The following is a 26,218-nucleotide window of genomic DNA, read 5'->3' on the forward strand; positions in this document are numbered from 1 at the left end:
GCGGATCGGAGGCCTCGACTGATAGACATGACGGTGACCGGGGTTCGGCGGTAGACGAGGGAGTTCGGCGTGGCACAGGAACTGAAGCTGGGATACAAGGCGTCGGCCGAGCAGTTCGGTCCACGTGAGCTCGTCGAGATCGCGGTGCAGGCGGAGGCGTCGGGCATGGACTCGGCGACCGTGAGCGACCACTTCCAGCCCTGGCGCCACGAGGGTGGCCACGCACCGTTCTCGCTGGCGTGGATGACCGCGGTCGGTGAGCGCACGAAGACTCTGCAGCTGGGCACGTCGGTGATGACCCCGACGTTCCGCTACAACCCGGCCGTCATCGCGCAGGCCTTCGCGACGATGGCGTGCCTGTACCCGAACCGGATCATGCTCGGAGTGGGTACGGGTGAGGCTCTGAACGAGATCGCCACCGGATTCGACGGTGAGTGGCCGGAGTTCAAGGAGCGGTTCGCGCGTCTGCGCGAGGCTGTGTCGCTGATGCGCGAGCTGTGGCTGGGCGATCGCGTCGACTTCGAGGGCGAGTACTACAAGACCAAGGGCGCCTCGATCTACGACGTTCCCGAGGGTGGGGTCCCGGTGTACGTGGCGGCCGGCGGTCCCGTGGTCGCGCGCTACGCCGGACGCAGCGGCGACGGCTTCATCTGTACGTCCGGCAAGGGCATGGAGCTCTACACCGACAAGTTGATCCCCGCGGTGGCCGAGGGTGCGGAGAAGATGAACCGGTCCGTGGGCGACATCGACCACATGATCGAGATCAAGATCTCGTACGACACCGATGCCGATGCGGCGCTGGAGAACACGCGCTTCTGGGCGCCGCTGTCACTGACGCCGGAGCAGAAGCACTCCATCGACGATCCGATCGAGATGGAGAAGGCCGCCGACGAGCTGCCGATCGAGCAGGTGGCGAAGCGGTGGATCGTCGCCTCCGATCCCGACGAGGCCGTCGAGAAGGTCAAGCCGTACGTCGATGCAGGCCTGAACCACCTGGTCTTCCACGCGCCGGGTCACGATCAGCGTCGGTTCCTGGAGCTGTTCAAGACCGATCTGGAGCCCCGTCTGCGCCGTCTGGGCTGACGACGCCGGAGGACACCGCGCCCGACAGGATCCGGTGCAGCACCGCGGCGTCCTCGTCGCCGAGGTCGGCGAGCGAGTCGGGTACCGGGTCGGTGATCGCGTGCACGCGGTCCATCAGGGCGCGGCCGTCGTCGGTGATCGTGACGCGCTTGCTGCGACGATCGCTGTCGTCGACGGTGCGGCGGACGTAGCCGCGAGACTCGAGTTCGTTGACGCACACCGTGGTCGCCGGTGCGTCCATCGCCGCCGCGGTGGCCACCGCGCTCATCGTCAGCGGTCCGTCGACCAGGCGCCGTAGCACCCGCACCCGGCTGAACGGCATGTCGACCTCGGCCGCCACCCGTCGGCGCCAGGTGTCGCGGTTCTCGAAGACCAGCGAGGTCATCGCGGCCCAGGCCTCGTCTATCGGTCGGCTCCGGCGGTCAGGCACGGGCGGGCTCCGGTGTGCGGAACAGTGCGGCCACGTCGTCCGCGGTCCGCGTGGCCCGCCTGCTCGCGCTGACCAGCCCGAGGCCCGCGACGATCAGACCGATGGCGGACAGAGCCCACCAGACCGTGTGTGTGGAGGCGGCAAACCCCGCGTCGATGCCGGCCGCGGCGCCCGCGGTGGTGAGGCTCCCGCACAGCGCGACGCCGATGCTGACACCGATCTGGCGGCTGCTCGACGCGACCGCCGACGCCGCACCCGCGCGATCGCGGGGCATCCCGCCGACGGCCGCGTTGGTGATGGGGGCGTTGACCAGCCCGAAGCCGACCCCGAAGATCGCGAACATGACCAGCAGTGCGCTGACGGGGGTGGTGGCGGAGAGGCGGGTGAGGGTCAGGCCGGCGACGGCGATGACCACACCGGCGATGGTCATCGAGGGGCGGGCACCCCACCGCGCCACCATCCGCCCGGACAGCGGCGAGCAGATCAGCGTGGCGAGTGCGAGCGGTAGGAAGGACGCTCCCGTGCCGATCGCGCTGAAGCCGCGCACCTCCTGCAGGTACAGCGACATGAGGAACAGGAACGCTCCGTATCCGCCGAAGGCGCACACGGCCACGATCGTCGCCGATGAGAACGGGATGCTGCGGAAGAAGCGCAGATCGATGAACGGATCGACGCGCCTGTTCTCGTAGCGGACGAACGCGACGAACGAGGCCACGGACAGGGCGAACACGGCGAGGGTGATGGGCGACGACCATCCGAGCGAGGGACCCTCGATGAGGCCGAACACCAGGGAGGCCAGCATGACGACACCGAGCAGCTGACCGACCGGATCGAACGCGCGCATGACGGGCGACCGCGACTCGGGGACGAACACGGCGGCCAGAACGAACGCTGCGAGACAGACCGGGATGTTGATCCAGAAGACGGACCGCCATCCGGAGATCTCGATCAACAGTCCGCCGAGCATGGGACCGAGGGCCATGGAGATGCCGACCACGGCCCCCCACATACCGATCGCCCGAGCACGCTCGGCCTTCCCGGTGAAGACCTGCGTGATGATCGACATGGCGACGGGGTTGAGCATCGACCCACCGATCGCCTGGATCATGCGCGCGAGGATGAGGACCGGGGCGGTGGGGGCGAGGCTGCAGAGCAGCGAGCCGACGGCGAAGCTGACGAGTCCGATCTGGAAGACACGGCGCCGCCCCACACGGTCCGCGGTGGTGCCGGACAGCAGCAGCAGACTGGCGAGCACCAGTGTGTAGACGTCGATGGTCCACTGGAGCTGGGACACGGATGCGCCGAGTTCGGTGCGGATGGCGGGCAGCGCGACGTTCACGATGGTGGCGTCCATCGAGACGATGAGCAGGCTGAGGCAGCACGTGGCCAGCACGATCATCTTGTGACGCTGGTCGAGACCGCCTGACGCGACAGTTGTGGGCACACAAGTATTATGCTTGCGTAGGCTAAGAAAGTGCGGAGTTGTTTCCGGGATCACAGCCCGACCGAGGGACATCGTCTCGGACGACCGCGGCGGCGCGCCCATTAGGCTGAGACCATGGTCGCCGCGCCCGCAGACACGCCCAGCTCGCCCGTCTCCAGCATCTACATCGCGTCGCCCGAGGGGGACACCGGCAAGTCGACCATCGCGTTGGGGCTGCTGCGCATGCTCGGTGCCTCGACGGCTCGGGTCGGTGTGTTCCGGCCGATCGCTCGGTCGTCGTCCGAGACCGACTACATCCTCGAGCTCATGATCGACCACACCACCGCGGACACCACGTACGAGCAGTCGCTCGGCGTCACCTACGACGAGGTGCACGCGGATCCCGACGCCGCGCTCGCCGAGATCGTGCGCCGCTACCACGACGTCGCGTCCCAGTGCGATGCCGTGGTGATCGTGGGCAGCGACTACACCGACATCGCCAGTCCCAGCGAGCTGGGATTCAACGCGCGCGTCGCCGTGAACCTGGGCGCCCCGGTGCTCCTCGCGCTGCGTGGCTCCGAACGCACGCCCGAGGAGATCGCCCACCTCGCCGACGTGTGTCGATCGGAACTGTCGACGCACCGCGCCCATCTGGCCGGCATCGTCGCCAACCGGTGCGATCCCGACGCGTTGGACGACGTCATCGCGCAGCTCTCGACAGAGGACGTGCCGGCGTGGGCTCTGCCCGAGGTACCGCTGCTGGTCGCACCGACCATGGACGAACTGCTGCACGCGATGAAGGGCGAGCTCTACAGCGGCGACGCCGAACTGCTGCAACGGGAGGCCCTGCGCGTGATGGTCGGCGGCATGACGGCCGAGCACATTCTCGAGCGACTCACCGAGGGAGTCGTCGTCATCGCTCCGGCCGACCGCTCCGACGTCGTGCTCGCGCTCGTCAACGCCCACGAGGCCGAGGGGTTTCCGTCGCTCGCCGGCATCGTCATGAACGGCGGACTGACACCGCATCCCATGATCGCCAAGCTCATCGAGGGTCTGCAGCCCCGACTACCGATCCTCACCACCGAACTCGGAACCTTCGACACCGCGAGTGTGGCCGCGTCCACTCGCGGGCGGGTGGCCGTCGGATCGCAACGCAAGGTCGACACGGCGCTGGCGCTCATGGAGCGCCACGTCGACGCCGCCGAGATCCTGGGCCGCCTCGACGTCGCGATGCCGTCGGTGGTGACGCCGCAGATGTTCGAGTACCAGCTCATCGACCGGGCCCGCGCCGACCGCAAGCACATCGTGTTGCCCGAGGGGTCGGACGACCGGATCCTGCGCGCGGCCGGACGACTGCTGCAACGGCAGGTCGCGGATCTGACCATCCTCGGCGACGAGGCGGCGATCACGCGCAGGGCCGGGGAACTGGGGGTGGACCTGTCCGAGGCCACCGTGCTGGATCCGACGAACTCGGAGTACACGGACGACTTCGTCGCGGAGTACGTCGAGCTGCGCAAGCACAAGGGCATGACCGAGGACAAGGCCCGCGACATCATGTCCGACATCTCGTACTTCGGAACCATGATGGTGCACAAGGGTATTGCCGACGGTATGGTCTCGGGCGCCGCGCACACCACGGCGCACACCATCAAGCCGTCCTTCGAGATCATCAAGACCATGGACGGGGTCTCGACGGTCTCGAGCATCTTCCTGATGTGTCTCGCGGACAAGGTGCTCGCCTACGGCGACTGCGCCGTGGTTCCCGATCCCACGTCGGAGCAGCTCGCCGACATCGCCGTCTCGTCCGCGGCCACCGCGTCGATGTTCGGCATCGAGCCGCGGGTGGCGATGCTGAGCTACTCCACCGGCGATTCCGGATCGGGTGCCGACGTGGACAAGGTCCGGACGGCGACCGACCTCGTCCGCGACCGGGCGCCGGATCTGCTGGTGGAGGGGCCGATCCAGTACGACGCGGCCATCGACCCGTCGGTGGCGAAGTCCAAGCTGCCCGACTCCGAGGTGGCGGGCCGGGCGACCGTGTTCGTCTTCCCCGACCTCAACACCGGCAACAACACGTACAAGGCGGTGCAGCGCAGCGCCAACGCCGTGGCGGTGGGACCGGTCCTGCAGGGACTGCGCAAGCCCGTCAACGATCTCAGTCGAGGAGCCCTGGTGCAGGACATCGTGAACACCGTGGCGATCACCGCCATCCAGGCCCAGTCCGGTACCGACGGTCTCGAGGTCGCGAAGTGAGCACGGTGCTGGTCGTCAACTCGGGATCGTCGTCGGTGAAGTTCCAGGTGGTGGACCCCGACTCGGGACACAGCGTCCTGCAGGGCATCGTCGAGCGCATCGGGGACGCCGACGGGCGCGTGGCCGTCACCCGCGGCGACGACACGACGGAGAAGACGACCGACATCCCCGATCACGTCACGGGCCTCCGGCTGGCGTTCGAGATGATGGCCGACGCGGGACTGCCCCTGGCGGAGGCGGGCATCACGGCAGTGGGACATCGAGTGGTGCACGGCGGCACCGTCTTCAGCGAGCCCACCCTCATCGACGACTCGGTCGTGGCCACCATCGACGAGCTCAGTGCGCTGGCGCCCCTGCACAATCCGGCCAACCTGCGTGGGATCGAGGTGGCGCGCCGGGAGCTGCCCGACGTGCCGCAGGTCGCCGTGTTCGACACGGCGTTCTTCCACACCCTCCCCGCCGCCGCCTCGACGTACGCCATCGATGCGGCCACCGCCGCCGAACACGACATCAAGCGGTACGGGATGCACGGCACGTCCCACGAGTACGTGAGTGGCCGCGTGGCAGAGCATCTGGGACGGTCGCCGTCGGACGTGAACCAGATCGTGCTGCACCTCGGCAACGGCGCCTCGGCATCGGCCGTGCGCGGCGGCGTCGCGGTGGACACGTCCATGGGCCTCACCCCGCTCGAGGGGCTCGTGATGGGAACCCGCAGCGGCGACATCGATCCCGGCATCGTGATGCACCTACGGCGCAGTGCCGACATGGATGTCGATGCCATCGACGAACTGCTCAACCGCCGCTCCGGTATCAAGGGACTGAGTGGTGTCACCGACTTCCGTGAGCTCCGGCGCCTCATCGACGACGGTGACGAGGCCGCGGCCCTGGCCTTCGACGTGTACGTCCATCGCCTGCGGCGCTACCTCGGCGCGTACATGATCGAGCTGGGCCACGTGGACGTCGTCACGTTCACCGCCGGCGTGGGCGAGAATTCGGCCGAGGTGCGCGCAGCGGCCCTGGCGGACCTCGAGATGTACGGGATCGAACTGGACGAGGAGCGCAATGCCGAGCGCGGCAAGGGAATCCGGGTCATCTCGACGGACGATTCCCCGGTGACGGTCCTCGTGGTGCCCACCAACGAGGAGTTGGCCATCGCCCGCGCCGCGGTGGCCCTGATCGGCTGATCAGAAGAGGGACTTGGGCCGCACCGCGTTGGCCAGGTCCACCAGGGCGAAGCGGTGCGACCGGGTCCGCGCGGTCCGGGCGAGGGATCGCAGGGCGGTCTCGGCGCCCGTCCGGAGGCCGTCCCGCGTGAAGGGCACGCCGAGCAGCGGCACCGTGGACTCGGGCGTGTGCCCGGATTCCATCCATTCGAGCGCGGTGCCCAGGACGACCGTCCGCAGTTGCAGCGCACGGGGTTCGCGCGCCGGCAGCGCCTCGACGCGCCGCGCCGCCTCGTAGAGCGCACCCTCGTCCATGTCGGCCGCGGAGCCGGAGAGCAGTGTGAGTACGCCGGTCATCCGTGCCATCGAGTAGTGCCGTGACGTGGCGGGCACCAGATCGAGAGTCATGATGGCGTCGAGCAGCGCACCCCGTTCCGCGAGCCTGCGGGCGAGACCGAACGCGGCGCTGACGATGGTGCGATCGGTCCGCCACACCGTGGTGTACATCGTCTCGGCCAGGGCGCACCACGTGTCGTGGCCGTCGTCGGAGGTCTGCTGCGCCAACAGTTCCGCCGTCGCCGCGAGCGCGAGCTTGGGTGCGACCTCGCCGGGCATCGCGGAGAGCACCGAGTCGAACTTGTCGGCGGCGTCGACGAAGTTACGGCACAGCAGCGCGATGGTGCCGCGGTGCCAGTCGACACGCCAGTTGCCCGTCACGTCGTCCAGCCTGCGCATCACCTCCGCGGCCGAATCTCCCTCGCCCAGATCGAGATACGCGCGGGCCTCGGTCAGCACCGCTTCCACGGACCCGACGGAGTCGTCGCCCACGGTGCGATCGAGGCCGTTCTCGCGGGCAAGGCGCAGCGAGTCGAGCGTCTGGTGCGGTTCGCTGTGCACGGCCGCGGCGATGAGCTGCGCGCTCGGGTCCGACGTGTCGATCAGGGGGACCGGAAGCGCGGCCACCACGTCGCGCGGATCCAGCCTGGCCACGCGGTGCCGTCCGTCGATGTACACGTCGGTGACGGCGACCTGCTCGTCGGTGCCGAAGGTGGTGCGCTGCGGGCTGAACACCGACGAGAGCGACGGGTGGCTGTCACCCGTCTGCTGCGAGAGGATCTCGCGCAGAACACCACTGAGCTGACTCGCCGCCTCGTCGGCGCTGCGGAACCGGGTGAGCGGGTCGGCGGCCGTCGCGCGTCGGAGCAGCCGGGCGAAGAACTGGTACTCCTGCAGGACGGGCGCGTCCTCCGGGATGCCGTCCACGTACCGCCCGTGCTCCGAGGCGATCTCGAGCGTCAGGACCGCGAGAGTGCGCCCCACGGTGAAGATGTCGGACGCCACCGTGGGTCCGGTCCGCACGATCTCCGGTGCCTGGTATCCGGCCGTGCCGTAGAGGTACCCGTAGTCCTCGAGCTGGCTCACCGCGCCCAGGTCGATCAGCTTGATCTGGTCCTGCGTCACCATGACGTTCTCGGGTTTCAGATCGTTGTACGCCAGACCGATGGAGTGCAGGTAGGCCAGCGCGGGCATCACCTCGAGGAGGTAGGCGATGGCTTCCTGCACAGGCAGTTTCGTGCGCGTCGGGTTGTCGGTCATGATCTGGCGCAGCGTGCGACCGCCGACGTACTCCATGACGATGTACCCCGTCGACGACGGCGCCTCCTGCGAGCCGGGCGCGAGGGGGCGGGGGTGCTCCACGAAGTTGTAGATCTTGACGATGCCGGGGTGGGTCACCTCGGCGAGGAACTGGCGTTCCGCCATCGCCACCGCGTGTGCCTCGGCGTTGCCGAAGTGCAGCAGGCCCTTGAGCACGACCCAGCGATCGCTGACGTTGCGATCGATGGCGAGGTAGATCCACCCGAGTCCGCCGTGCGCGATACACCCCTGCACCTCGTACTGCCCGGCCACCATCTCACCGGGTTCGAGCAGCGGGGAGAAGTCGAAATGCGTTCCGCACCTGTCGCAGTCACCCGACGGATGGGCGGGCCGGCCGTCGACGCTCCGCCCGACGGGGGCGTTGCACTTCCAGCAGAACCGCTTGCTCTCCGGGACGCGGGGGTCCGACATGACAGCGGTCGCGGGATCGACCTCGGGAATGCGCGGCAGTTCCACCAGCCCACCACCGAGGCGACGACGCTTTCCGGTTCGTACGCGGCGGCTCGGCCGGGAGGTGCGCCCGGTGGTGTCCTCGCGCAGCGCGGCCCGCGTGGCGTCGTCCTCCTCGGGGCGCACCGAGGCCCTCGTCGCGTCGGAGTCCTGCTCGCGTAGGGCGGCGCGGGTGGCGTCGGGATCCTCGTCGCGCAACGAGGCCCGGGTCGCCTCGAGATCGGGTTCGGTACTCATGATCAGCCGTTGTAGACGGGAAAGGGCGCGCCGGGAGACGGGCCGAGGACGGACAACCACTGGGTGTAGATGCGGTTCCAGGTGCCGTCACCGCGAATGCGTTCGAGCGTCCTGTTGACGACGCGCACGAGGTCGTCGTGACCCAGCGTCACGCCGATCCCGTACGGCTCCGCGGCGATGGAGAACCCGACGATCTCCAGGTACGGATCCTGGGCGGCGAGTCCGGCGAGAATCGCGTCGTCGGTGCTGACGGCGTCGACACCGCCCTGCTGCAGCACCACGAGACAGTCCGCCCAGCTGGGCACGCTGACGATCTGGGCACTGGGCTGCAGACGCTGGATGCGCAGCAACGACGTGGTGCCCGCCGCGGCGCACACGCGCCGACCGCCGAGGTCACCGACACCCGTGATGCCCGAGCCCTTGACGGCCAGAACCCGTTGATCCGCCTGGTAGTACACGGTGGAGAAGGTCACCCGTTCGCGCCGGGCACACGTGATGGTCATGGTCTTGACGACGATGTCGACCTCGCCCTCGGCCAGGGCGTCGATCCGCTCGGCGGACGCGAGGATGCGGTACTCCAGCCGGTCCGGGTCCCCGAACAGATCGCGGGCGACCTCGCGGGCGATGTCGACGTCGAAGCCGACGATCTCACCGCTCACGGGATCGCGGAAGCTGAACAGATTGCTGCCGGTGTCCAGCCCGACGACGAGGCGCCCGCGGGCGCGGATCGCGTCGACGTTCGGAGCGGGTACGGGTGCGCCGTCGGGCGCGGCGTAGTTGGGCCGCAGGCTCGCACGGGGGTCGCCGCAGTCCTCCGCCGGTGGCATCGGTGCGCCCGGGGTGACGCCGGTGGCCCCGTCGGGCAGCGGTTCGGCGACAGTGGCGCGGTCCGGCGCCTCCGGCACCGGCGTGGTGTCCGCGCAGCCGGTCAGGACGAGGATGAGCGCGGCGGCGATCACGGCCGCGCGGCGCATCACAGGTACTCCCGGATACGCGACCACATACCGCCCACGACGGCGAGCACGGCCAGGCCGCACACGATGCCGGTGCCCACGGTGAGGCCGGCCAGCACGCCCGACGCACGCTGGACGTCGTCTCGCAGGGACGCGCGGGACGCCTCGATCTCCTCGACGAGAGCCGAGTCGAGCCGACCGAACACGTCGCTGGAGTCGCCGGCAGCCGTTCCGGTGGCGATGGTGACGGCAGTGTCGAAGTCGCCGACGTCCAGCGACGCGTTCATCCGGTCGTGCGAGCTGGTCCAGAGCGACACCAGCGCACGGGCGTCGTCCATCCGGGGACTGTGCGTGTCGTCGTCGTGCGCGAGTGTGCCCAGGGTGTCGGCGAGGCCGGACACCGCGTCGGAGTACGACTTCTCGTAGTCGGCGAAGCCGCCGCGCCGCGTCATGCCGATGGTCTCGTCGGCGCGTGCCTGCTGGGCGAGGATCCGGCTGGTGGTGAGCAGGTCCAGGGGCTCCGCGCCGCGCACCAGAGCGCGGTCGGTGGCGGTCGAGGAGATGAGCCCGGCGACGAGCATCCAGCCGAGCAGCAGTACGACGCCCACCGTGGCACCTGCGAAACCGACGTTGACGGTGCGCTTGGTCTTCCGGCTCAGGAACATCTGCGCGCCGACGAGCACGAGCACGGTGATGCCCAGCACGACGAACGCCGACCAGGGCGGTGTCGCGAACTGGCGCTGCGCATCCGACACGTCACCGGACTTCTCCGCGTGCAGTTCCTCGGCCCACGGCAGGATCGTGTTCTGCATGAGGGTCGACGCCTCGGCCAGATACGCGGAACCCACCGGATTGCCGACGCGGTTGTTCGTCCGCGCGGTCTCGATGATGCCGGCGTACAGCGGCAGGTTCGTGGAGATCGTCGCCAGCAGTTGCCGCGACGTCGCGTCGTCGCTCGCGAGTCCGGTGGACGCGCGGACCACCTCGCCCGCCGCCGCTCCGAGCGAGTCCGTGTACCGACCACGGACGTCGCCGGGTTCCAGACCGCCCGAGAGGAAGGCCGTCGCCGCCGTCGCGTCCGCGACCGACAGCTGCACGTACAGGTTCTGCGCCGCATCGGACAGCGGCTCGGTGCGCGCGAGCAGCAGTTCGAGGGTGCGCTGGCGATCCGACACCGACAGCGTCGTCACGAGAGCGGTGGTCACGAGCGTCGCGACCACCAGAAGACCCACCGCCAACAGCCGGACGGGAGTGGAACGGAGGAACTCCGACCGTTCGGAGCGGGTGTCGACGGGCGCGCGCAGAGTCAGCGCACTCGTCTGCTGTGACACCTCGACCCCTTCCCGCGCGATCGGTCGCCCTCATGTCCGGATTCGAGCATAGGCCCACCGTGGTCCGAGCACAGGCAACGCGAGGAGCAATAAGGTGGGGTGATGCGGACGGTGAACCATGCGCGGTGACGGGGACGGCTGGGTCTTCAGCAGCGACGGGAGCCGGCACTGGGGACGACACGGCGCGGCCGGTCTGCTGTTGCGGGCTCCGACCGGGTCGGCGGGCTCCGTGGTGTTGCTGCAGCACCGTGCGGCCTGGAGTCATCAGGGCGGGACGTGGGCGCTGCCCGGTGGTGCCAGGGACAGTCACGAGAGCGCCGTCCACGCGGCCGTGCGCGAGGCCGGCGAGGAGGCGGGCATCACCGACGACCTGCTGACCGTGCGGGACGAGCACGTCACCAAGGTCGAGGACTCGGGGTGGTCCTACACCACTGTGATCGCCGATGCGGAGCGCGAACTCGACACGGTTCCCAACGGTGAGAGCACCGAACTGCGCTGGGTCGCCGAGCACGAGGTGGACTCGCTGCCGCTGCACCCCGCCTTCGCCGAGAGTTGGCCGTCGCTGCGCACCGTGCCCGTCCGCGCCGTCCTGGCCGCCGACGCCCCCGACGACCTCCCGGCGCGCACCGTACGACTGGCCGTCGGCAGCTTCGGGTGGATCGTCGACACCGTGCGGGCCGAGAACGTGGACGCGGCGCTCGCCGCCGTCCGGAACGACACCGAACTGCGCGTCGTCGTCGTGACGGCCGACGACGCGGTGCGCTCGGCGGTTCCCGCCGACGTCACCGTCCTGTCGCCGGACGGACTCTGACGGTCAGACCGACGGCAGCAGATCGAGCAGTCGACGGGCCGCCGCCTCGGGGTCGCGAGCCTGCGTGATCGCCCGCACCACCGCGATGCGGGACGCACCCGCCTCGAGCGCCTGCGCGACGTTGTTCTCCTCGACCCCGCCGATGACGAACCACGGCCGGGTGGGATGCGATTCGGCGACCTCACGCACGACGTCCAGGCCCGCGGCCGAACGGTTCGGCTTGGTGGGAGTCGCCCACACCGGTCCCGTGGCGAAGTAGTCGACGCCGTCCTCGATGTCGGCGAGCGTGGCCTGTGCCCGGTTCTGCGTGGAGCGCCCGATGACGACGTCCGGGCCCACGATGCGGCGCGCGTAGTGCACCGGCAGATCGTTCTGGCCGAGGTGCAGCACGTCGGCGCCCGAGGCGAGCGCCAGATCGGCACGATCGTTGACGGCCATCAGCGCGCCGTGACGGCGGCACGCGGCGGAGATGACCGCGAGAGCGGCGAGCTCGTCCTTCGCCTCGATGGCGCCGTACTTCTTCTCACCCGCCGACCCCTTGTCGCGGAGCTGCACGATGTCGACGCCCCCGGACAGCGCCGCGTCCACGAACTTGGCCAGGTCGCCGGTGTCGCGGCGGGCGTCGGTGCAGAGATACAGACGGGCGGGGGCGAGCCGCTCGCGGGCGGTGGTCCTCGAAGTCGTCACGAGTGTGAATGTAGTACCCACATTTTCTGCGGGAAGGCCGGAGGCCGGTCGGGTGATGGCGGGAAGGCCGGAGGCCGGTCGGGTCATCAGCCGGTTAGGGTGAAGGGGAACGAACACGGGAGTCCCGGACGGGGCTGAGAGTGGGCGAGGCCGCCCAGACCGTAACCACCTGACCCGGGTCATGCCGGCGGAGGAAGTGAGTTTCATGCAGCGATCCGTCTCCGTCGTGGGCGGTGGGGTGATCGGCCTCTTCTGCGCCCGCGCCGCCGCGGCTGCGGGATGGTCCGTCACCCTGCACGACCCGACGTTCGGTGCACGCGCTGTCGGCGACGGCGCCGCCAGCTGGGTGGCGGGCGGCATGCTCGCGCCGCTGTCCGAGGGCTGGCCCGGCGAACACGCACTCTTGGCACTCGGTTCCGCGTCGCTGCGGCGGTGGCACGATCCGGTGCTGCGCGCGGACCTGGAGGGTCGGGGCGTCGTCGTGTCGAGTGGATCGTTGACCGTCGCGTTCGACTCGGCCGACGCTGCGGACCTGCGCACTGTCGCCGACTGGGTGGGTGCGCAGGGCCACGATCTCGAGATCCTCTCGCGCAGCGAGGTGCGCACTCTGGAGCCGTCACTCTCGCCGCGCGTTCGTCTGGGCCTGTCAGCGCCGGGGGAGTTGTCGGTGGACAACCGGGCGTTGGTGCTCGCGTTGGAGTCCGCGGTCCGCGACCGGGGAGTGCGGATCGAGCGTGCTCCCGTCACCGACCTCGACGCGCTCGCCACCGATCGTGTGGTGGTCGCCGCGGGGTGGTCGACGTCCCGTCTGCTGCCGGACGTCCCGGTGCGGCCGGTGAAGGGCGAGATCCTGCGCCTGCGTGCGCGACCCGGCTCGGCGAGTGCGCCGACGCGTACCGTCCGCGCGAGCGTCAACGGTCGCGCGGTGTACCTGGTCCCCCGTGGCGACGGTCTGGTGGTCGGTGCGACGCAGTACGAGCACGGTGACGACACCGCCGTGACCGTCGCCGGCGTCCGCGACCTCCTGGCGGACGCCGAGGCCGTGTTCCCGGCCGTCGGTGACTACGAGTTGGCGGAGACGGCGGCGGGCCTGCGGCCGGGGAGCCCCGACAACATCCCCGTGGTCGGGCGGTGGGACGACCGCGTGATCGTCGCCGCCGGCCACGGTCGCAACGGGGTGCTGCTCGCGCCCGTCACGGCGGACGCCGTGGTGGCAGAACTGGAGGGCGAGCCGTTGACGGAAGCGGCATGCGCTCTCCCCGAACGGTTTTCGAGTCTCACGCGGACTCGGGCACGGTAGGAGACGAACATGACCGCAGTGGGTGTCACCGTCAACGGTGCGGATCACGACCTCGAGCCTGGCACGACGGTGCAGGACATGCTGACCCAGCTGGGTCTTCCCGAGAAGGGCATCGCCGTGGCGGTGGACGGAATCGTGCTGCCGCGCTCGCGGTGGGGCGAGGACGTGGGCCGCGGCTGGACCATCGAGGTGCTGACGGCGGTGCAGGGTGGCTGATCAGTTGACCATCGCCGACCGTACCTTCACCTCTCGCCTGATCATGGGGACCGGGGGCGCGGCCAACCTCGCGGTGCTGGAGGAGGCCCTCGTCGCATCGGGGACGGAACTCACCACCGTCGCTCTGCGCCGCGTCGACGCCTCGGGCGGCACCGGGGTGCTCGATCTCCTCACGCGCCTCGGCATCGCCCTGCTGCCCAACACTGCGGGATGTCGCGGCGCCGCCGAGGCCGTGCTCACCGCGCAGTTGGCACGAGAGGCGCTGGAGACCGACTGGATCAAGCTCGAGGTGATCGCGGACGAGCGGACCCTCCTGCCCGACGCCATCGAGCTGGTGCGCGCCGCGGAGCAACTCGTCGACGACGATTTCGTCGTGTTGCCCTACACCACCGACGATCCGGTGCTCGCGCGTCGCCTCGAGGACGTGGGGTGCGCCGCGGTCATGCCGCTCGGATCGCCCATCGGGACGGGGCTGGGCATCGCGAATCCGCACAACATCGAGATGATCACCTCGGCCGCGGGGGTTCCCGTGGTGCTCGACGCCGGCATCGGCACGGCGAGCGACGCGGCACTCGCCATGGAGCTGGGGTGCTCGGCGGTGCTGCTCGCCACCGCGGTCACACGCGCTCGTGATCCGCGAATGATGGCCTCCGCCATGGCCGATGCGGTGCGCGGCGGACGATCGGCGGCGCTGGCGGGCCGGATCCCGAAACGGTTCTGGGCGCAGGCGTCCTCGCCCGACGTCGACTGACCACCCCGGGGGCGGCTCAGGGTCGCGTCATCCCTTCGGATGACCCGGGTCGAGACCCGGGAGCGATGTGGTCGGTGGTCCTGCTCGGGCATCCTGATGCACATGATCGAAGTGACAGGTTTGACCAAACAGTTCGGCGCGAAGAAAGCCGTGGACGATCTCTCCTTCACGGTGCGCCCGGGTATCGTGACGGGCTTCCTCGGCCCCAACGGTGCCGGCAAGTCCACCACGATGCGGATGATCCTCGGGCTCGATCAGCCCACGTCCGGAACGGCACTCATCGAGGGTCGGCCCTACCGTGAGCTGAAGAATCCCATTCGCACCGTCGGCGCTCTGCTCGACGCGAAGTGGGTGCACCCCAACAGATCCGCGCGTGCTCACCTGCAGTGGATGGCGGCCTCCAACGGCATAGCCTCGTCCCGCGTCGACGAGGTGCTCCGCCTCGTCGGTCTGTCCGAGGTGGCCAAGCAGAAGGCCGGCGGGTTCTCCCTCGGCATGTCGCAGCGACTCGGTCTGGCCGGTGCGTTGCTCGGTGACCCGAAGGTCCTGATGTTCGACGAGCCGGTCAACGGACTCGATCCCGAGGGCATCGTCTGGATCCGCAAGTTCATGCAGCGCCTCGCCGCCGAGGGGCGGACCGTGCTGGTGTCCTCGCACCTGCTCTCCGAGATGGCGCTCACCGCAGAACAACTGATCGTCATCGGCCGCGGCCGGCTCATCTCGGACTCGTCCGTGCAGGAGTTCGTCGACCGCGCCTCGGAGGCGTCGGTCCGCGTCCGCAGCCCCCAGCTCGACGCCCTGCGCAGCGCGCTCACGTCGGCAGGTCTGACGGTCAAGGAGCCCAGCAGCCTCGATCAGGTGCATCCGACCCTCGTGGTGGCCGAGTCCACCACGGAGGCGATCGGCGAGATCGCCGCGCGCCACAACATCGTCCTGCACGAGCTGGCGTCCCAGCACGGTTCGCTCGAGGACGCGTTCATGAAACTCACCGGTGACGACGTGCAGTACCACGGCGCCGGTACCGGTACCGACAATGACGTGAGCGGGCAGGCCGGAGGCCGGTCGGATTCAATGGGAGGGGCACTGCGATGAGTGTGCTTGCAGCGGAACGAATCAAACTCACCTCGACGAAGTCGCCGTGGTGGTGCACCGTCATCATCGTGGCGCTCGGGCTGGGCATCGGTGCCGTCATCGGCATCACGGCCAAGTCGACGGTCACCACCGTGCAGAACGACATCGCCGCCGGAAACGACCCCGGCTTCGAGCCGTACCTGCCGACCCTCGCGGACGCCGTCGCCGGCGTCAGCGGGTTCGGCGTTCTCGTGCTCATGATTCTCGCGGCGCTGTCGATCACCAGCGAGTATCGCTTCGGCATCATCCGGACCACGTTCCAGGCCATCCCCAGCCGTGCCTCGGTACTCGGCGTGAAGGCGCTGCTCATCGGCGTCTTCGGTGCGGTGTTGTCCCTGGTGCTCACGCTGGGCGCGTTCTACATCGCGAAGGCCACGGCCGGTCCCGATGCGGGCGCCGCACTCGTGCTCGAGGGTTCGGACGCGTGGCGTGCCATCTACGGTGTCCCGATCTACGCCTTCCTGTGCGTCGTCCTCGCCGTGGGAGTCGGTGCGCTGCTGCGACAGTCGGCCGCCGCGATCGCACTGCTGCTCCTGTGGCCGCTGTTGATCGAGTCGCTGTTCAACCTGTTCGGCAGCATCGGGCGCGACATCATGCCCTTCCTCCCGTTCATGAACGCGAACAACTTCCTCGGTTCGCCCGGTGGAGTGGAGTACCACTGGGGACCGTGGGGCAGCCTGGCCTACTTCGCGGCCTTCGTCGCCGTCGTCTTCGGCGCCGCAGTGGTGGTGGTGAACAAGCGAGACGCGTGACCGCTCTTTCGTTAGGGTGACGTTCATGCGGACGACACGATCGACCCTGTCCATCGCGATCTGTGCGGCGGGAGTGCTCGCGCTGTCGTCCTGCTCCTCCGGCTCGTCCGGTGAGGAAGCCGCCCCGTCCGAGGAACCCGTGGCCGCACCGGTCACGGGTTCCTCGCTGTCCGAGGCCGTCACCCTCGACGCGGTGGTGAGCCACCTGCAGGAGCTCTCCGACATCGCCGACGCGCACGACGGGAATCGCGCCGCCGGCACCGCCGGATACGACGCCAGCGTCGACTACGTGGCCGGCACACTGCGGGACGCGGGCTTCGACGTCGAGACGCCCGAGTTCTCGTTCGACAGCTACACCCTCGACTCGGTGGCGCTGCGCGCTGCCGACCGCGACGTGCCGGTGAGCGCGTTCACGTACTCACCGGCCACGCCCGCCGGTGGGGTCTCCGGTCCGATCGTGGCAGCACCTGCCGACGACTCACCCGGCTGCGAGGCCACCGACTACGACGGCCTCACGCTGACCGGCGCGGTCGCTCTGGTCCCGCGCGGGGTGTGCTCTTTCGCGCAGAAGGGGCAGATCGCCGCCGAGCGCGGCGCCGCCGCGATCATCGTGTCCAACAACGAGGACGGTCCGCTCGACGCCGGCACGCTCGGCGCGAAGGAGGATGCCCGCATCCCGTCGGTGGGTGTCAGCCGTGAGGACGGTGCCGCTCTGGCCGCGGCCCCGACCACCGCGCAGATCACGCTCGCCGCGGAGACCGAGACCACGACCAGCCGCAACATTCTCGCGCAGACCACGACGGGATCCACCGAGAACGTCGTCATGGCGGGAGCGCATCTCGACTCGGTCCCCGAGGGCCCGGGCATCAACGACAACGGCACCGGTACCGCCGCCGTGCTCGAGTCCGCTCTGCAGATGGGTGGCTCGCCGGACGTGACCAACGCCGTGCGGTTCGGGTTCTGGGGCGCGGAGGAACTCGGTCTGGTCGGATCCACGAAGTACGTCGAGGGACTGTCCGACGAGGACAAGGCCGCGATCGCGCTCTACCTGAACTTCGACATGGTCGGGTCGAACAACGCCGGCTACCTCGTCTACGACGGAGACGACTCGGATCAGGTCGGCGAGCCCGCCGGCCCCACCGGCTCGGACGCGATCGAGCGAGTCTTCGAGGAGCAGCTCACGACGCAGGACGCCGACGGCACCGACTTCGACGGTCGCTCGGACTACGGCCCCTTCATCGAGGTCGGCATCCCCTCGGGAGGTGTCTTCAGCGGCGCGGACGACGTGAAGACCGAGGAGCAGGCCGCGCGCTGGGGCGGGACGGCGAACGAGCCCTTCGACCCGAATTACCACACCGCCGAGGACACGCTCGAGAACGTCGACCGGGAGGCTCTCGGCATCAACTCGAAGGCCGTCGCCTACGGCATCGGCACGTACGCCGAGTCGGTGACGGGCCCGAACGGCGTCCCCGTGGGTGCCGATCGAGACGCTGCCCGTCAGGCCGAGTGACGTTTACTGTCACTCGGAGTAACGACAAGATAAGGTCGAGCGGTGAAGATCAGCGCAGGTGACGCCGCCCGTCGGGCCGCCGACGCTGCCCGCACCGTCAACCGGACGCCGCGGGTGGTCGAACTGGTCCGCCGCGTACGCGGAGTGCTGCCCGGTGATCCGTCGTTCGGCGATCCGCTCTCGACGGCCGGACCCGGAGCCGCGCGCATGGTCGCGCGGGTCACCGACCGGCTGCAGGGCGACGCTCCCGGCGCCTCGAAGGAACTCTCGCTGGGTGCGCTGCAGGTGTGGCAGGCGGTGCTCGAACGCGCGGGCCGCGGGCGGGGCGAACGCGAGGTCACCATCGTCTTCACCGATCTGGTCGGCTTCTCCACGTGGTCGCTGTCCGCCGGTGACGCCACCACGCTGGTGCTGCTCAAGCAGGTCGCCCGTGCGGTCGAGCGGCCGATGCTCGATCGCGGCGGTCACATCGTGAAACGCCTGGGGGACGGGCTGATGGCCGTCTTCCCCAGCGCGGACAACGCGGTGCGGGCCGTCTTCGAGGCGCAGACTGCTCTGGCGCGTGTCGACGTGAACGGCTACACCCCGCGGATGCGCGTCGGCATCCACACCGGCTGTCCGCGCGCCGTCGGATCGGACTGGCTCGGCGTCGACGTCACCGTGGCCGCGCGCGTCATGCAGACCGGTGCCGACGGCAACGTCATGATCTCGAACGCCGCGCTGGATCTGGTGTCACCCGAGGTGCTGGACACCGTCGGGCTGGCCACCAAGCCCTACCGGCGCGGGTTGTTCTCGCCGAAGCTGACCGGTGTTCCGGAGGATCTACGCATCAGCCGACTGGTGCAGTCGCCAGAGCGGTGAGACCGGGCCGTGCCCGTGGCCGAGGTCGTACGCGGCCTCGAGCGACTTCGTGACCCACTCCTTCGCGAACTCGAACGCGTCCGGCACCGCGTAGCCGTGGGCGAGGGCGCACGCCAGCGCTGCGGCGAGGGTGTCGCCGCCGCCGTGATCGTTGCCCGTGTCGATACGAGGGTTCGTGAACTCGAGCATCCGCTCACCGTCGAAGAGCAGATCGGTGCTCGACGACGAGGTCCGCAGGTGCCCACCCTTGACGACGGCCCACTGGGCGCCGAGAGCGTGCAGTGCCTCGGCGGCCCGTCGCGCCGTCACCTCGTCCTCGACGTCGATGCCGGTGAGCAGTCGGACCTCGTCGAGGTTGGGCGTGACGATCGTGGCGAGGGGAATGAGTCTGGTGCGCAGCGCATCCAGCGCATCGGCGTGCAGGAGGGAATCGCCGTGCATCGACGCCGAGACCGGGTCCACGACGAGCGGTACCGAGCCACCGCGGCCGATCCCGACCTCGGTGCACACGTCGGTGACGGCCTCGATGATGGCGGTGGACGCCAGCATGCCGGTCTTGGCCGCGCCGATGCCGATGTCCGACACCACCGTTCGCACCTGGTCGGCCACCACGGCGGGTGGGATCTCGTGAAAACCGCTGACTCCCACCGTGTTCTGCACCGTCACGGCGGCGACCGCGACGCAGGCATGCAGTCCGCACAGAGCGATGGTGCGCGAGTCGGCCTGGATTCCGGCGCCGCCGCCGGAGTCGGTGCCGGCGATGGTGAGGACGCGCAGTGGCGTCGTCCCGGAAGGTGCCAGAGGCAGCGTTGTCACACGCCGAACTGTACTCGAGCGCTTTTCCAGTGAGTTCGCCACATATTCACCCGCTCCCCCGGCGAAGACGCGAATCCTGTGCAATAGTGGTCTACGTCACATGCACCCATGTGATGCACACGACCGCGGCGACGAGGCTGCTCGTGTCCCGCCCCGCGCCCGGGTTCGCACAGGAACCGGGTGAGCCCCACGGCCGCCAGGAGAAGAATGATGCTGTCGGATGCGCCCGTCACCGATGTGACAGACAACCCGCACCAGAACCGGTTCGAGCTCCGGCTCAACGGTGACCTCGTCGGGATCGTCGGGTACTTCCCCGTCGACTCCATCGGACGCGGTGCGCGTCGTCAGCCCGTCGTCAGCTTCATGCATGCCGTCATCACCGAGGACTTCGGGCATCGCGGCCTCGCCGCCATCATGGTCCGCAACTCCCTCGACGCTGCTCGCGGCTACGGCTGGAAGGTCAAGCCGGTCTGCACCTACGTGCAGCGCTTCGTCGCCGAGAACCCCGAGTACCGCGACATGGTGACCGCCGACTGATCTCGACACCGTGACGACTTCGTCGCGATTGCGCATCAACAGTCACAGGAACACCATCCGTCACAACATCGATGGTGAACTGTTGTCATGGACACCAGTCTCGTGTCGGACGATCCGAGCAACTCGCGCTTCGTCCTGACCGTCGGCGATGCGCTCGTCGGCATCCTCGCGTACGAGGTCGCACCCGACAGCGACACGGTCGTGCTCCAGCACACCGTCGTCAAGGAGGAGTTCGGCGACCACGGGTGGGCAGCGGTCCTCGTGCGCGGCGCCCTCGACATCCTGCGTATCGGTGACCTGTCGATCTGGCCCCAGTGTTCCTACGTGCGGCGATTCATCGGCGCGAACATCGAGTACCTCGACATGGTGGCCGATCAGGCCCCGGCCGGCTCGGTCACCGCGGCGTCCCCGCCCAGCTCGACGACGACCGGCGCGTGGTCGCTGGCGCCCTTCCCCTTGCGCTCCTGACGATCGATCGAGGCGTCGGTGACCTGCGCCGCGAGTGCGGGTGAGGCCAGCACGAAGTCGATGCGGAGCCCTTCGCGGCGCGGGAAACGCAGCTGCGTGTAGTCCCAGTAGGTGTAGACACCGGGGCCGGGGGTGAACGGTCGCACCACGTCCGCGAATCCTTCGTCGACGATGGCTCGGAACGCGTCGCGCTCCGGTCCCGAGGTGTGCGTGCGGCCCTCGAACAGCGCCGGGTCCCAGACGTCGTCGTCGGTGGGGGCCACGTTCCAGTCACCGACCAACGCGATGCGTGCCTGCGGATCGGCGGCGAGCCACGACCGGGCGTCGTCGCGCAGGGTCGCGAGCCAGTCCAGCTTGTAGCGGTAGTGCGGGTCCTCGAGGGACCGTCCGTTGGGGACGTACAGGCTCCAGACGCGCACGCCCCCGCAGGTCGCGCTGATGGCCCGGGCCTCGTCGGCGGGCGGGACCTCCGGGTCCTTGCTGAACCCCGGCTGGTTCTCGAACCCGATCTGCACGTCGTCGAGCCCGACGCGTGACGCGATGGCGACACCGTTCCACTGACTCGTGCCCACGTGCGCGACCTGGTACCCGATGTCGGTGAAGCGCTGGTACGGGAACTGATCGTCCTTGCACTTCGTCTCTTGAATCGCGAGAACGTCGGTGTCGGAGCGCTCGAGCCAGTCGACGATGCGGTCGACTCGCGAGCGGACGGAGTTCACGTTCCAGGTAGCCAGGCGCACGGTGAGCGACCCTAGCCCGGGGCGGTGACACCCTCCGGGCTCGCGTAGCGGTAGCGATGATGCTCAGTGAAGCCGAGGCGCTCGTACAGCGATCGCGCCTCGTCGTTGTCCACCTCGACCTGGACGTAGGCGTGCGTCGCGCCGTGGTCGGCACCCCACCGCATCGCTTCGGCACACACCGCGGACCCGTGACCGCGCCGACGCTCGTCGGGTCGAGTGGCCACCGCGGTGATGCCGACCCAGCGTCGTCCGGTCGGCGATGCGGTGACGGCAGCGCGGGCGACCGCGGTGTCGCCTCGTCGGAGAAAGGTCACGACACCATCGTGGACCGCGGTGAGGAGGTCCGGACGATGCCGGTAGCGGGGATGGTGCGCCAGCCATCGGTCGTCGGGCGCGGCGATGCGCTCGGTGTCCGTGTCCGTGTCCGTGTCCGGCCCGGTCGACGACGGGATCGGCAGCGTCAGCACCAGTGCCTCGGCCGACAGGCTCCATCCCGCCGGCGCCCGGAGAAGTCGGTCCGGCAACGACAGCGAGGGTTGCAGGTCCCGGTCGCGGTACCAGGCGGCGACGGCCGGCAGGTCGACGGCGGACGCGTCGGGACGCAGGGGGCTCGCCGAATTGCCTCGTCGGGTCACGCCGGCGCCGGCGCGGAGCAGCCATCCACCGATCCACTCCTGCTCGAGGCCCGGCCACGCATCGGCCGCCGCACTCTCGAGACCGCGGATCTCCGAATTGCGGACGGGCCGAGGTGCCAACGCCTTGAGTGCGACGATGCGCTCGGCCGGCACGGTCACCGGGTCACCGGACTCCGGCTGCACGGTCACCGCGGTGCCGGACGCCGCGAGGATGCCGATCACGTCGGTGAACGGCGGGGTCGACCCGTCCGGCAGGCGGTACCGCAGCACCACCCGCGAGCCCGGAACCGGGGCGTCCCGAGTCACTCGTCGTCGTCGTGGCCGAACGGATCCGCGACGGTGCCGGGGATCCAGCTCAGCCCGGGTACGCCCCACCCGTTCTTCTTGATGGCCTTCTTCGCCGCCCGCGCGTTGCGTCCGACCAGCACGTCGACGTAGAGGAAACCGTCGAGGTGGCCCACCTCGTGCTGCAGCATGCGCGCGAAGAAACCGTGCCCCTCGATGTCGACGGGCTCACCCTTCGCATCGGTTCCGGTGACACGCGCCCACTCGGCCCGACCCGTCGGGTGCTGCTCGCCGGGAACCGAGAGGCACCCCTCGTCGTCGTCGTCCGGATCGGGCATCGTCTCGGGAATCTCCGACGTCTCGAGAACCGGGTTGATCACCTCGCCGCGGCGGCGCGTCACCGTGCCGTCCTCGCTGTGGTCGGGGCAGTCGTAGATGAACAGGCGGAGCGGTTCACCCACCTGGTTGGCGGCCAGTCCGACACCCTTGGCGGCCTCGAGCGTGTCGTACATGTCCGCGATCAACGTCTCGAGTTCCGCGGGCGACGCCGTGACCTGCTGGGTGGGGGTGTGCAGCACCGGGTCACCGACGATACGGATGGGGAGAATTGCCATGGTCCAGAAGGATACTGCCCGCCCGGTGGACGATTTCTGGTCCGGTCGGCCGGGCCGAGACGCGCCGCGGTGTCGCCGCATCCCGGAGCCCGGTCCGTGGTTAGATTGGCGGCGAACGACACGGATGTGATTCACCGCCGTGCGCGGACCTCTTCGGGTCCGGGGGACGCGCGAGAACACGGTCACGGCCGGGTTCACACGGCACAGCCCGAGGTCGACGGCAGAGCTCGCGAGACGCGATGCCGAGGGCGGCACAGACGACAGGAGTGAGATGGACAGCGCTGCAGCGCGAAGTCACGGGCGAGCCGACGGGGCCGACGAGCCGAGTGACGGACTCTCCCGCCGGGAACACGACATTCTCTCGTTCGAGCGCCAATGGTGGAAGTACGCCGGCGCGAAGGAAGAAGCGATCAAGGAACTGTTCGACATGTCGGCGACCCGCTACTACCAGGTGCTCAACGCCCTGGTGGACAAGCCGGAGGCGCTGGCCGCGGACCCGATGCTCGTGAAGCGCCTGCGACGTCTGCGCGCGAGCCGGCAGAAGGCACGCGCTGCGCGTCGACTCGGCTTCGAGATCTGACGGGTGTCGTCCCGCGCCGCCCCGGTCACCCGGTTCGGCCGAGTCGCTAGGCTCGCAGCGTGACTGATCAGACCTCCGCGAGCACTCCGACCCCGGACTCGTCCGGCCCACCGTTGCGAGCGCTGGCCATGGTTCTGCTGTCGCTGGCCGTCGTCTTCGCAGGTCTCGGGTTCTTCTCCCTCACGGGCTCGGACGAGGACACGCCCACCTCCACCGCAGCGGCCGTGACCACCACCGCCGCTGCGGCAGCACCCGCCATGCCGCAGTCCGACGCGAGCGCCGGGTCGGCCGCCACGACGACGACCAGTGCGCCGTCCTCCACCACGGCCGCGGCACAGTCGTTGCGCGTGCTCAACAACAGCAATGTCAGCGGACTGGCCGCCGAGGTGGCGCAGACGCTCGAGTCGGCCGGTTTCACGGTCGGCGAGACCGGCAACTACAGCAGCGGCACCATCGCGGCCTCCACGGTCTACTACGACCCGTCGGTGTCCGGTCAGCAGGCCGAGGCCGAACGCATCGCGACCACACTGGGCTTCGGTGTCGAACCACGTTTCGAGGGCATCGAGTCCTCCACGCCCGGCATCATCGTCATCGTCACCGGGTGACTAGAGTTCAGGTCAGCACGTCCCCACACATCTAGGAGACCTTCACCATGGCCAGCTGGAAGCGCAGCCGAGTCGCACCTCGCACCCTCGTCGTGGCGCCTCTCGCCGCAGTAGCCCTGTTCGGCATGGTGGCCTGCAGCAACGGCGAGGAAGCCAGCGACGTCGCCGGCACGACTCCGCCCGTCTTCACCAGCTCCGCCGCACCCGCGGGTTCCGAGCACGGCGAGGAGTCCCACAGCGCGGGCGGCGAGGGTTCCGAGGGCGGGGGCTCGGCGACCGAGGCCGCGATGACCGGCGACCTGCGCAGCCCCGAGGGCGAGACCATGGGCACGGTCTCCTTCGCCGAGGTCGACGGGCACCTCGAGGTCACCGTCGAGGCAGAGGGTCTGACCCCCGGCTTCCACGGCCTGCACATGCATCAGAACCCCGTGTGCGAGCCCGATTCGGTCGCTCCCACAGGCGGCGAGCCCGGCGCATTCCTGTCCGCCGGCGGTCACCTGCAGGTGAACGGCAACACCGGCCATCCGGCCAGCGGCGACCTGACCTCGCTGCAGGTGCGTGAGGACGGCACCGCCGACCTCACGACGACGACCGACTCGGTCACGCTCGACGACCTGCGCGGCGGCGTGGCCGTCATCGTCCATTCGGGCGCCGACAACTTCGCCAACATCCCGACGCGCTACACGCTGCCCGACGGCCAGCCCGTTCCCGACGCGACGACCCTCAGTACGGGCGACGCCGGCAGCCGCGTCGCCTGCGCGGTCGTCGAGTCCGAGTAGACGGGCACGTCCCCCTGAAGAACGAGTCGAGCTCGACCACGGTGCCGTTCGCCGGGTCGGAGCGTCCGACCATCGGCGTCGAGTGGGAGATCGCGCTCGTCGACCGCGTGTCGCGGGATCTGTCGAACACCGCGTCCGAGGTGATGGACGGCGTCGTGGAACTCGCGGGAGCGCACACGCCGCGCGTGACGAAGGAACTCCTGCGCAACACGGTCGAGTTGGTGACCGACATCTGCGACACCGTCGGTGAAGCGATCGACGATCTGAGCGAGTCGCTGGATCTGGTGCGCCGCGCCGCGGATCCGTTGGGAGTCGACCTGTTCTGCGCCGGGACACACCCGTTCGCCGAGTGGTCGTCGCAACAGCTCACCGCGGCCCCGCACTACGACGAGCTGATCGAGCGCACACAGTGGTGGGGTCGGCAGATGCTGATCTGGGGCGTCCACGTCCACGTCGGACTCCGCTCCGCCGACCGGGTCTTCCCGATTCTCAACTCGATCCTGCTGCAGTACCCGCACCTGCTCGCGCTGTCCGCGTCGTCCCCGATGTGGGCCGGGTCGGACACCGGCTACGCCAGCAACCGCGCGCTCATGTTCCAGCAGCTCCCCACCGCGGGACTGCCGTTCCAGTTCGAGACCTGGTCGCAGTTCGAGGGTTTCGTGCACGACCAGATGAAGACCGGCGTCATCTCGCAGCTCGGCGGCATGCACTGGGACATCCGTCCCGTGCCGCGGCTCGGCACCATCGAGATCAGGGTGTGCGACGGGGTGTCCACCAAGCGTGAGCTCGGTGCCCTGGTCGCCCTGATCCACTGTCTCGTGGTGTATCTCGACGAACGGCTCGATGCCGGCGAGCCGTTGCTCACGATCCCGCCGTGGCACGTGCAGGAGAACAAGTGGCGCGCCGCGCGGTACGGGCTGGACGCCGAGATCGTGCTCGACGCCGACAGCAACGAGCGGCTCATGACCGACGACCTGTTCGACCTGCTGGAGAAGCTCACCCCGATCGCCGTGCGGCTGGGGTGCGCGGACGAGCTGGGCCGCGTCGCGGACATCCCGCGCCAGGGTGCGTCGTATCAGCGTCAGCGTGCCGTGGCGGAGAGGTCGGGGGGCGACCTCATCGCCGTCGTCGACTCGCTCATCTCCGAACTTCGCTGACCAG

Annotated in this window: 27 protein-coding genes and 1 riboswitch; of the genes, 17 read left to right on the forward strand and 10 right to left on the reverse strand. The window is 69.4% G+C overall.

Going from position 1 to position 26,218, the window contains the following annotated elements:
* The first annotated feature begins 69 nt into the window (after window positions 1–69).
* Window positions 70–1,083, forward strand: coding sequence for a glucose-6-phosphate dehydrogenase (coenzyme-F420) (gene fgd / locus BR07_RS0115470; RefSeq protein WP_027506222.1), 1,014 nt, complete (start codon window positions 70–72; stop codon window positions 1,081–1,083).
* On the opposite strand, the gene BR07_RS24850 is transcribed toward fgd, so the two are convergent.
* Window positions 1,043–1,513, reverse strand: coding sequence for a MarR family winged helix-turn-helix transcriptional regulator (locus tag BR07_RS24850; RefSeq protein WP_081821339.1), 471 nt, complete (start codon window positions 1,511–1,513; stop codon window positions 1,043–1,045). The two genes, fgd and BR07_RS24850, sit on opposite strands and share 41 nt — an antisense overlap.
* Window positions 1,506–2,912: a DHA2 family efflux MFS transporter permease subunit gene (locus BR07_RS0115480; protein WP_051613447.1), complete on the reverse strand. Its 1,407-nt coding sequence runs from the start codon at window positions 2,910–2,912 to the stop codon at window positions 1,506–1,508. The genes BR07_RS24850 and BR07_RS0115480 overlap by 8 nt, the downstream gene beginning before the upstream one ends.
* Before the next feature lie 159 nt (window positions 2,913–3,071).
* Here BR07_RS0115480 and pta point away from each other — a divergent pair, with 159 nt between their 5' ends.
* Together pta and BR07_RS0115490 are read left to right on the forward strand one after the other, a co-directional pair.
* Entirely contained in the window at window positions 3,072–5,189 is a 2,118-nt protein-coding gene (gene pta / locus BR07_RS0115485) for a phosphate acetyltransferase (protein WP_027506224.1), read from the forward strand.
* Window positions 5,186–6,373: an acetate kinase gene (locus tag BR07_RS0115490; protein WP_027506225.1), complete on the forward strand. Its 1,188-nt coding sequence runs from the start codon at window positions 5,186–5,188 to the stop codon at window positions 6,371–6,373. Before pta ends, BR07_RS0115490 begins: the two co-directional genes overlap by 4 nt.
* Here the strand turns inward: BR07_RS0115490 and BR07_RS0115495 are convergent, their stop codons facing one another.
* The 3 genes from BR07_RS0115495 to BR07_RS0115505 are packed head-to-tail and all read right to left on the reverse strand — an operon-like array spanning window position 6,374 to window position 10,979.
* A complete protein-coding gene (locus tag BR07_RS0115495; RefSeq protein WP_051613448.1) occupies window positions 6,374–8,695 on the reverse strand; it encodes a serine/threonine-protein kinase in 2,322 nt (773 codons plus the stop codon).
* 2 nt (window positions 8,696–8,697) lie between these two features.
* Window positions 8,698–9,669, reverse strand: coding sequence for a glutamate ABC transporter substrate-binding protein (locus BR07_RS0115500; RefSeq protein WP_027506227.1), 972 nt, complete (start codon window positions 9,667–9,669; stop codon window positions 8,698–8,700).
* Window positions 9,669–10,979 carry a hypothetical protein gene (locus BR07_RS0115505; protein ID WP_051613449.1) on the reverse strand — a complete coding sequence of 437 codons (1,311 nt, stop codon included), beginning with the start codon at window positions 10,977–10,979 and terminating at the stop codon, window positions 9,669–9,671. The genes BR07_RS0115500 and BR07_RS0115505 overlap by 1 nt, the downstream gene beginning before the upstream one ends.
* Window positions 10,980–11,097: 118 nt before the next feature.
* Between BR07_RS0115505 and BR07_RS0115510 the strand changes: the two genes are divergently transcribed.
* A complete protein-coding gene (locus BR07_RS0115510) occupies window positions 11,098–11,790 on the forward strand; it encodes an NUDIX hydrolase (RefSeq protein WP_027506229.1) in 693 nt (230 codons plus the stop codon).
* Window positions 11,791–11,793: 3 nt separating this feature from the next.
* On the opposite strand, the gene thiE is transcribed toward BR07_RS0115510, so the two are convergent.
* Window positions 11,794–12,477 (reverse strand): thiamine phosphate synthase, encoded by a 684-nt coding sequence (gene thiE / locus BR07_RS0115515; RefSeq protein WP_027506230.1) that lies wholly within the window; start codon window positions 12,475–12,477, stop codon window positions 11,794–11,796.
* Window positions 12,478–12,582: 105 nt separating this feature from the next.
* A riboswitch (TPP riboswitch) is annotated at window positions 12,583–12,690 on the forward strand.
* Between thiE and thiO the strand changes: the two genes are divergently transcribed.
* From thiO to BR07_RS24855, 7 genes are all read left to right on the forward strand, one after another.
* Entirely contained in the window at window positions 12,683–13,777 is a 1,095-nt protein-coding gene (gene thiO / locus BR07_RS0115520; RefSeq protein ID WP_027506231.1) for a glycine oxidase ThiO, read from the forward strand. It overlaps the preceding riboswitch by 8 nt.
* Before the next feature lie 9 nt (window positions 13,778–13,786).
* Window positions 13,787–13,993, forward strand: coding sequence for a sulfur carrier protein ThiS (gene thiS / locus BR07_RS0115525; RefSeq protein WP_027506232.1), 207 nt, complete (start codon window positions 13,787–13,789; stop codon window positions 13,991–13,993).
* Complete coding sequence (locus tag BR07_RS0115530) at window positions 13,986–14,744, forward strand: thiazole synthase (protein WP_027506233.1); 759 nt, start codon at window positions 13,986–13,988, stop codon at window positions 14,742–14,744. The genes thiS and BR07_RS0115530 overlap by 8 nt, the downstream gene beginning before the upstream one ends.
* Before the next feature lie 102 nt (window positions 14,745–14,846).
* A complete protein-coding gene (locus tag BR07_RS0115535) occupies window positions 14,847–15,836 on the forward strand; it encodes an ABC transporter ATP-binding protein (RefSeq protein WP_037186208.1) in 990 nt (329 codons plus the stop codon).
* Window positions 15,833–16,627 (forward strand): ABC transporter permease, encoded by a 795-nt coding sequence (locus tag BR07_RS0115540; protein ID WP_027506235.1) that lies wholly within the window; start codon window positions 15,833–15,835, stop codon window positions 16,625–16,627. Before BR07_RS0115535 ends, BR07_RS0115540 begins: the two co-directional genes overlap by 4 nt.
* Before the next feature lie 25 nt (window positions 16,628–16,652).
* On the forward strand, window positions 16,653–18,137 hold the full coding sequence (locus BR07_RS0115545; protein ID WP_037186210.1) for a M28 family peptidase: 1,485 nt from the start codon (window positions 16,653–16,655) through the stop codon (window positions 18,135–18,137).
* A 42-nt stretch (window positions 18,138–18,179) separates the two neighbouring features.
* Window positions 18,180–18,998, forward strand: a complete 819-nt coding sequence (locus BR07_RS24855) for an adenylate/guanylate cyclase domain-containing protein (RefSeq protein WP_197027813.1) — start codon at window positions 18,180–18,182, stop codon at window positions 18,996–18,998.
* Here BR07_RS24855 and thiD read toward each other — a convergent pair.
* The gene (gene thiD, locus BR07_RS0115555; RefSeq protein ID WP_027506237.1) at window positions 18,960–19,814 is read right to left on the reverse strand and encodes a bifunctional hydroxymethylpyrimidine kinase/phosphomethylpyrimidine kinase; all 855 of its coding nucleotides are present in this window, start codon (window positions 19,812–19,814) and stop codon (window positions 18,960–18,962) included. The genes BR07_RS24855 and thiD overlap by 39 nt on opposite strands.
* Before the next feature lie 210 nt (window positions 19,815–20,024).
* Here thiD and BR07_RS0115560 point away from each other — a divergent pair, with 210 nt between their 5' ends.
* Both BR07_RS0115560 and BR07_RS24860 read left to right on the forward strand, forming a co-directional pair.
* Window positions 20,025–20,351, forward strand: a complete 327-nt coding sequence (locus tag BR07_RS0115560) for a GNAT family N-acetyltransferase (protein WP_027506238.1) — start codon at window positions 20,025–20,027, stop codon at window positions 20,349–20,351.
* Window positions 20,352–20,438: 87 nt separating this feature from the next.
* Window positions 20,439–20,819, forward strand: coding sequence for a GNAT family N-acetyltransferase (locus BR07_RS24860; RefSeq protein ID WP_051613451.1), 381 nt, complete (start codon window positions 20,439–20,441; stop codon window positions 20,817–20,819).
* On the opposite strand, the gene BR07_RS24865 is transcribed toward BR07_RS24860, so the two are convergent.
* The 3 genes from BR07_RS24865 to BR07_RS0115580 are packed head-to-tail and all read right to left on the reverse strand — an operon-like array spanning window position 20,726 to window position 23,093.
* Entirely contained in the window at window positions 20,726–21,559 is an 834-nt protein-coding gene (locus BR07_RS24865) for an exodeoxyribonuclease III (protein WP_051613452.1), read from the reverse strand. The two genes, BR07_RS24860 and BR07_RS24865, sit on opposite strands and share 94 nt — an antisense overlap.
* An 11-nt stretch (window positions 21,560–21,570) precedes the next feature.
* Entirely contained in the window at window positions 21,571–22,500 is a 930-nt protein-coding gene (locus BR07_RS0115575) for an N-acetylglutamate synthase, CG3035 family (RefSeq protein WP_027506239.1), read from the reverse strand.
* Window positions 22,497–23,093 (reverse strand): peptide deformylase, encoded by a 597-nt coding sequence (locus BR07_RS0115580; RefSeq protein WP_027506240.1) that lies wholly within the window; start codon window positions 23,091–23,093, stop codon window positions 22,497–22,499. The genes BR07_RS0115575 and BR07_RS0115580 overlap by 4 nt, the downstream gene beginning before the upstream one ends.
* Window positions 23,094–23,364: 271 nt before the next feature.
* Here BR07_RS0115580 and BR07_RS0115585 point away from each other — a divergent pair, with 271 nt between their 5' ends.
* The 4 genes from BR07_RS0115585 to BR07_RS0115600 all read left to right on the forward strand — a co-directional run bounded on the left by BR07_RS0115585 (window position 23,365) and on the right by BR07_RS0115600 (window position 26,214).
* Window positions 23,365–23,673 (forward strand): DUF3263 domain-containing protein, encoded by a 309-nt coding sequence (locus BR07_RS0115585; protein ID WP_027506241.1) that lies wholly within the window; start codon window positions 23,365–23,367, stop codon window positions 23,671–23,673.
* 128 nt (window positions 23,674–23,801) lie between these two features.
* The gene (locus BR07_RS0115590; RefSeq protein ID WP_051613453.1) at window positions 23,802–24,278 is read left to right on the forward strand and encodes a LytR C-terminal domain-containing protein; all 477 of its coding nucleotides are present in this window, start codon (window positions 23,802–23,804) and stop codon (window positions 24,276–24,278) included.
* A 47-nt stretch (window positions 24,279–24,325) separates the two neighbouring features.
* Window positions 24,326–25,057 (forward strand): superoxide dismutase[Cu-Zn], encoded by a 732-nt coding sequence (gene sodC, locus BR07_RS0115595; RefSeq protein ID WP_027506243.1) that lies wholly within the window; start codon window positions 24,326–24,328, stop codon window positions 25,055–25,057.
* 41 nt (window positions 25,058–25,098) lie between these two features.
* Window positions 25,099–26,214 (forward strand): glutamate--cysteine ligase, encoded by a 1,116-nt coding sequence (locus tag BR07_RS0115600; protein WP_037186102.1) that lies wholly within the window; start codon window positions 25,099–25,101, stop codon window positions 26,212–26,214.
* Window positions 26,215–26,218 lie beyond the last annotated feature (4 nt).

It is taken from the genome of Rhodococcus sp. UNC23MFCrub1.1 (genome assembly GCF_000686025.1).
Classification (GTDB): Bacteria; Actinomycetota; Actinomycetes; order Mycobacteriales; family Mycobacteriaceae; genus Rhodococcoides.

Excerpts from the sequence above, each read along its gene's own strand:
- BR07_RS0115480 (WP_051613447.1), bottom strand. The coding sequence starts at position 2,912 with ATGATCGTGCTGGCCACGTGCTGCCTCAGCCTGCTCATCGTCTCGATG.
- pta (WP_027506224.1), top strand. The coding sequence starts at position 3,072 with ATGGTCGCCGCGCCCGCAGACACGCCCAGCTCGCCCGTCTCCAGCATC.
- BR07_RS0115495 (WP_051613448.1), bottom strand. The coding sequence starts at position 8,695 with ATGAGTACCGAACCCGATCTCGAGGCGACCCGGGCCTCGTTGCGCGAC.
- BR07_RS0115500 (WP_027506227.1), bottom strand. The coding sequence starts at position 9,669 with ATGCGCCGCGCGGCCGTGATCGCCGCCGCGCTCATCCTCGTCCTGACC.
- BR07_RS0115510 (WP_027506229.1), top strand. The coding sequence starts at position 11,098 with ATGCGCGGTGACGGGGACGGCTGGGTCTTCAGCAGCGACGGGAGCCGG.
- thiO (WP_027506231.1), top strand. The coding sequence starts at position 12,683 with ATGCAGCGATCCGTCTCCGTCGTGGGCGGTGGGGTGATCGGCCTCTTC.
- thiS (WP_027506232.1), top strand. The coding sequence starts at position 13,787 with ATGACCGCAGTGGGTGTCACCGTCAACGGTGCGGATCACGACCTCGAG.
- BR07_RS0115535 (WP_037186208.1), top strand. The coding sequence starts at position 14,847 with ATGATCGAAGTGACAGGTTTGACCAAACAGTTCGGCGCGAAGAAAGCC.
- BR07_RS0115540 (WP_027506235.1), top strand. The coding sequence starts at position 15,833 with ATGAGTGTGCTTGCAGCGGAACGAATCAAACTCACCTCGACGAAGTCG.
- BR07_RS0115545 (WP_037186210.1), top strand. The coding sequence starts at position 16,653 with ATGCGGACGACACGATCGACCCTGTCCATCGCGATCTGTGCGGCGGGA.
- BR07_RS0115560 (WP_027506238.1), top strand. The coding sequence starts at position 20,025 with ATGCTGTCGGATGCGCCCGTCACCGATGTGACAGACAACCCGCACCAG.
- BR07_RS24860 (WP_051613451.1), top strand. The coding sequence starts at position 20,439 with ATGGACACCAGTCTCGTGTCGGACGATCCGAGCAACTCGCGCTTCGTC.
- BR07_RS0115580 (WP_027506240.1), bottom strand. The coding sequence starts at position 23,093 with ATGGCAATTCTCCCCATCCGTATCGTCGGTGACCCGGTGCTGCACACC.
- BR07_RS0115585 (WP_027506241.1), top strand. The coding sequence starts at position 23,365 with ATGGACAGCGCTGCAGCGCGAAGTCACGGGCGAGCCGACGGGGCCGAC.
- BR07_RS0115590 (WP_051613453.1), top strand. The coding sequence starts at position 23,802 with ATGGTTCTGCTGTCGCTGGCCGTCGTCTTCGCAGGTCTCGGGTTCTTC.
- sodC (WP_027506243.1), top strand. The coding sequence starts at position 24,326 with ATGGCCAGCTGGAAGCGCAGCCGAGTCGCACCTCGCACCCTCGTCGTG.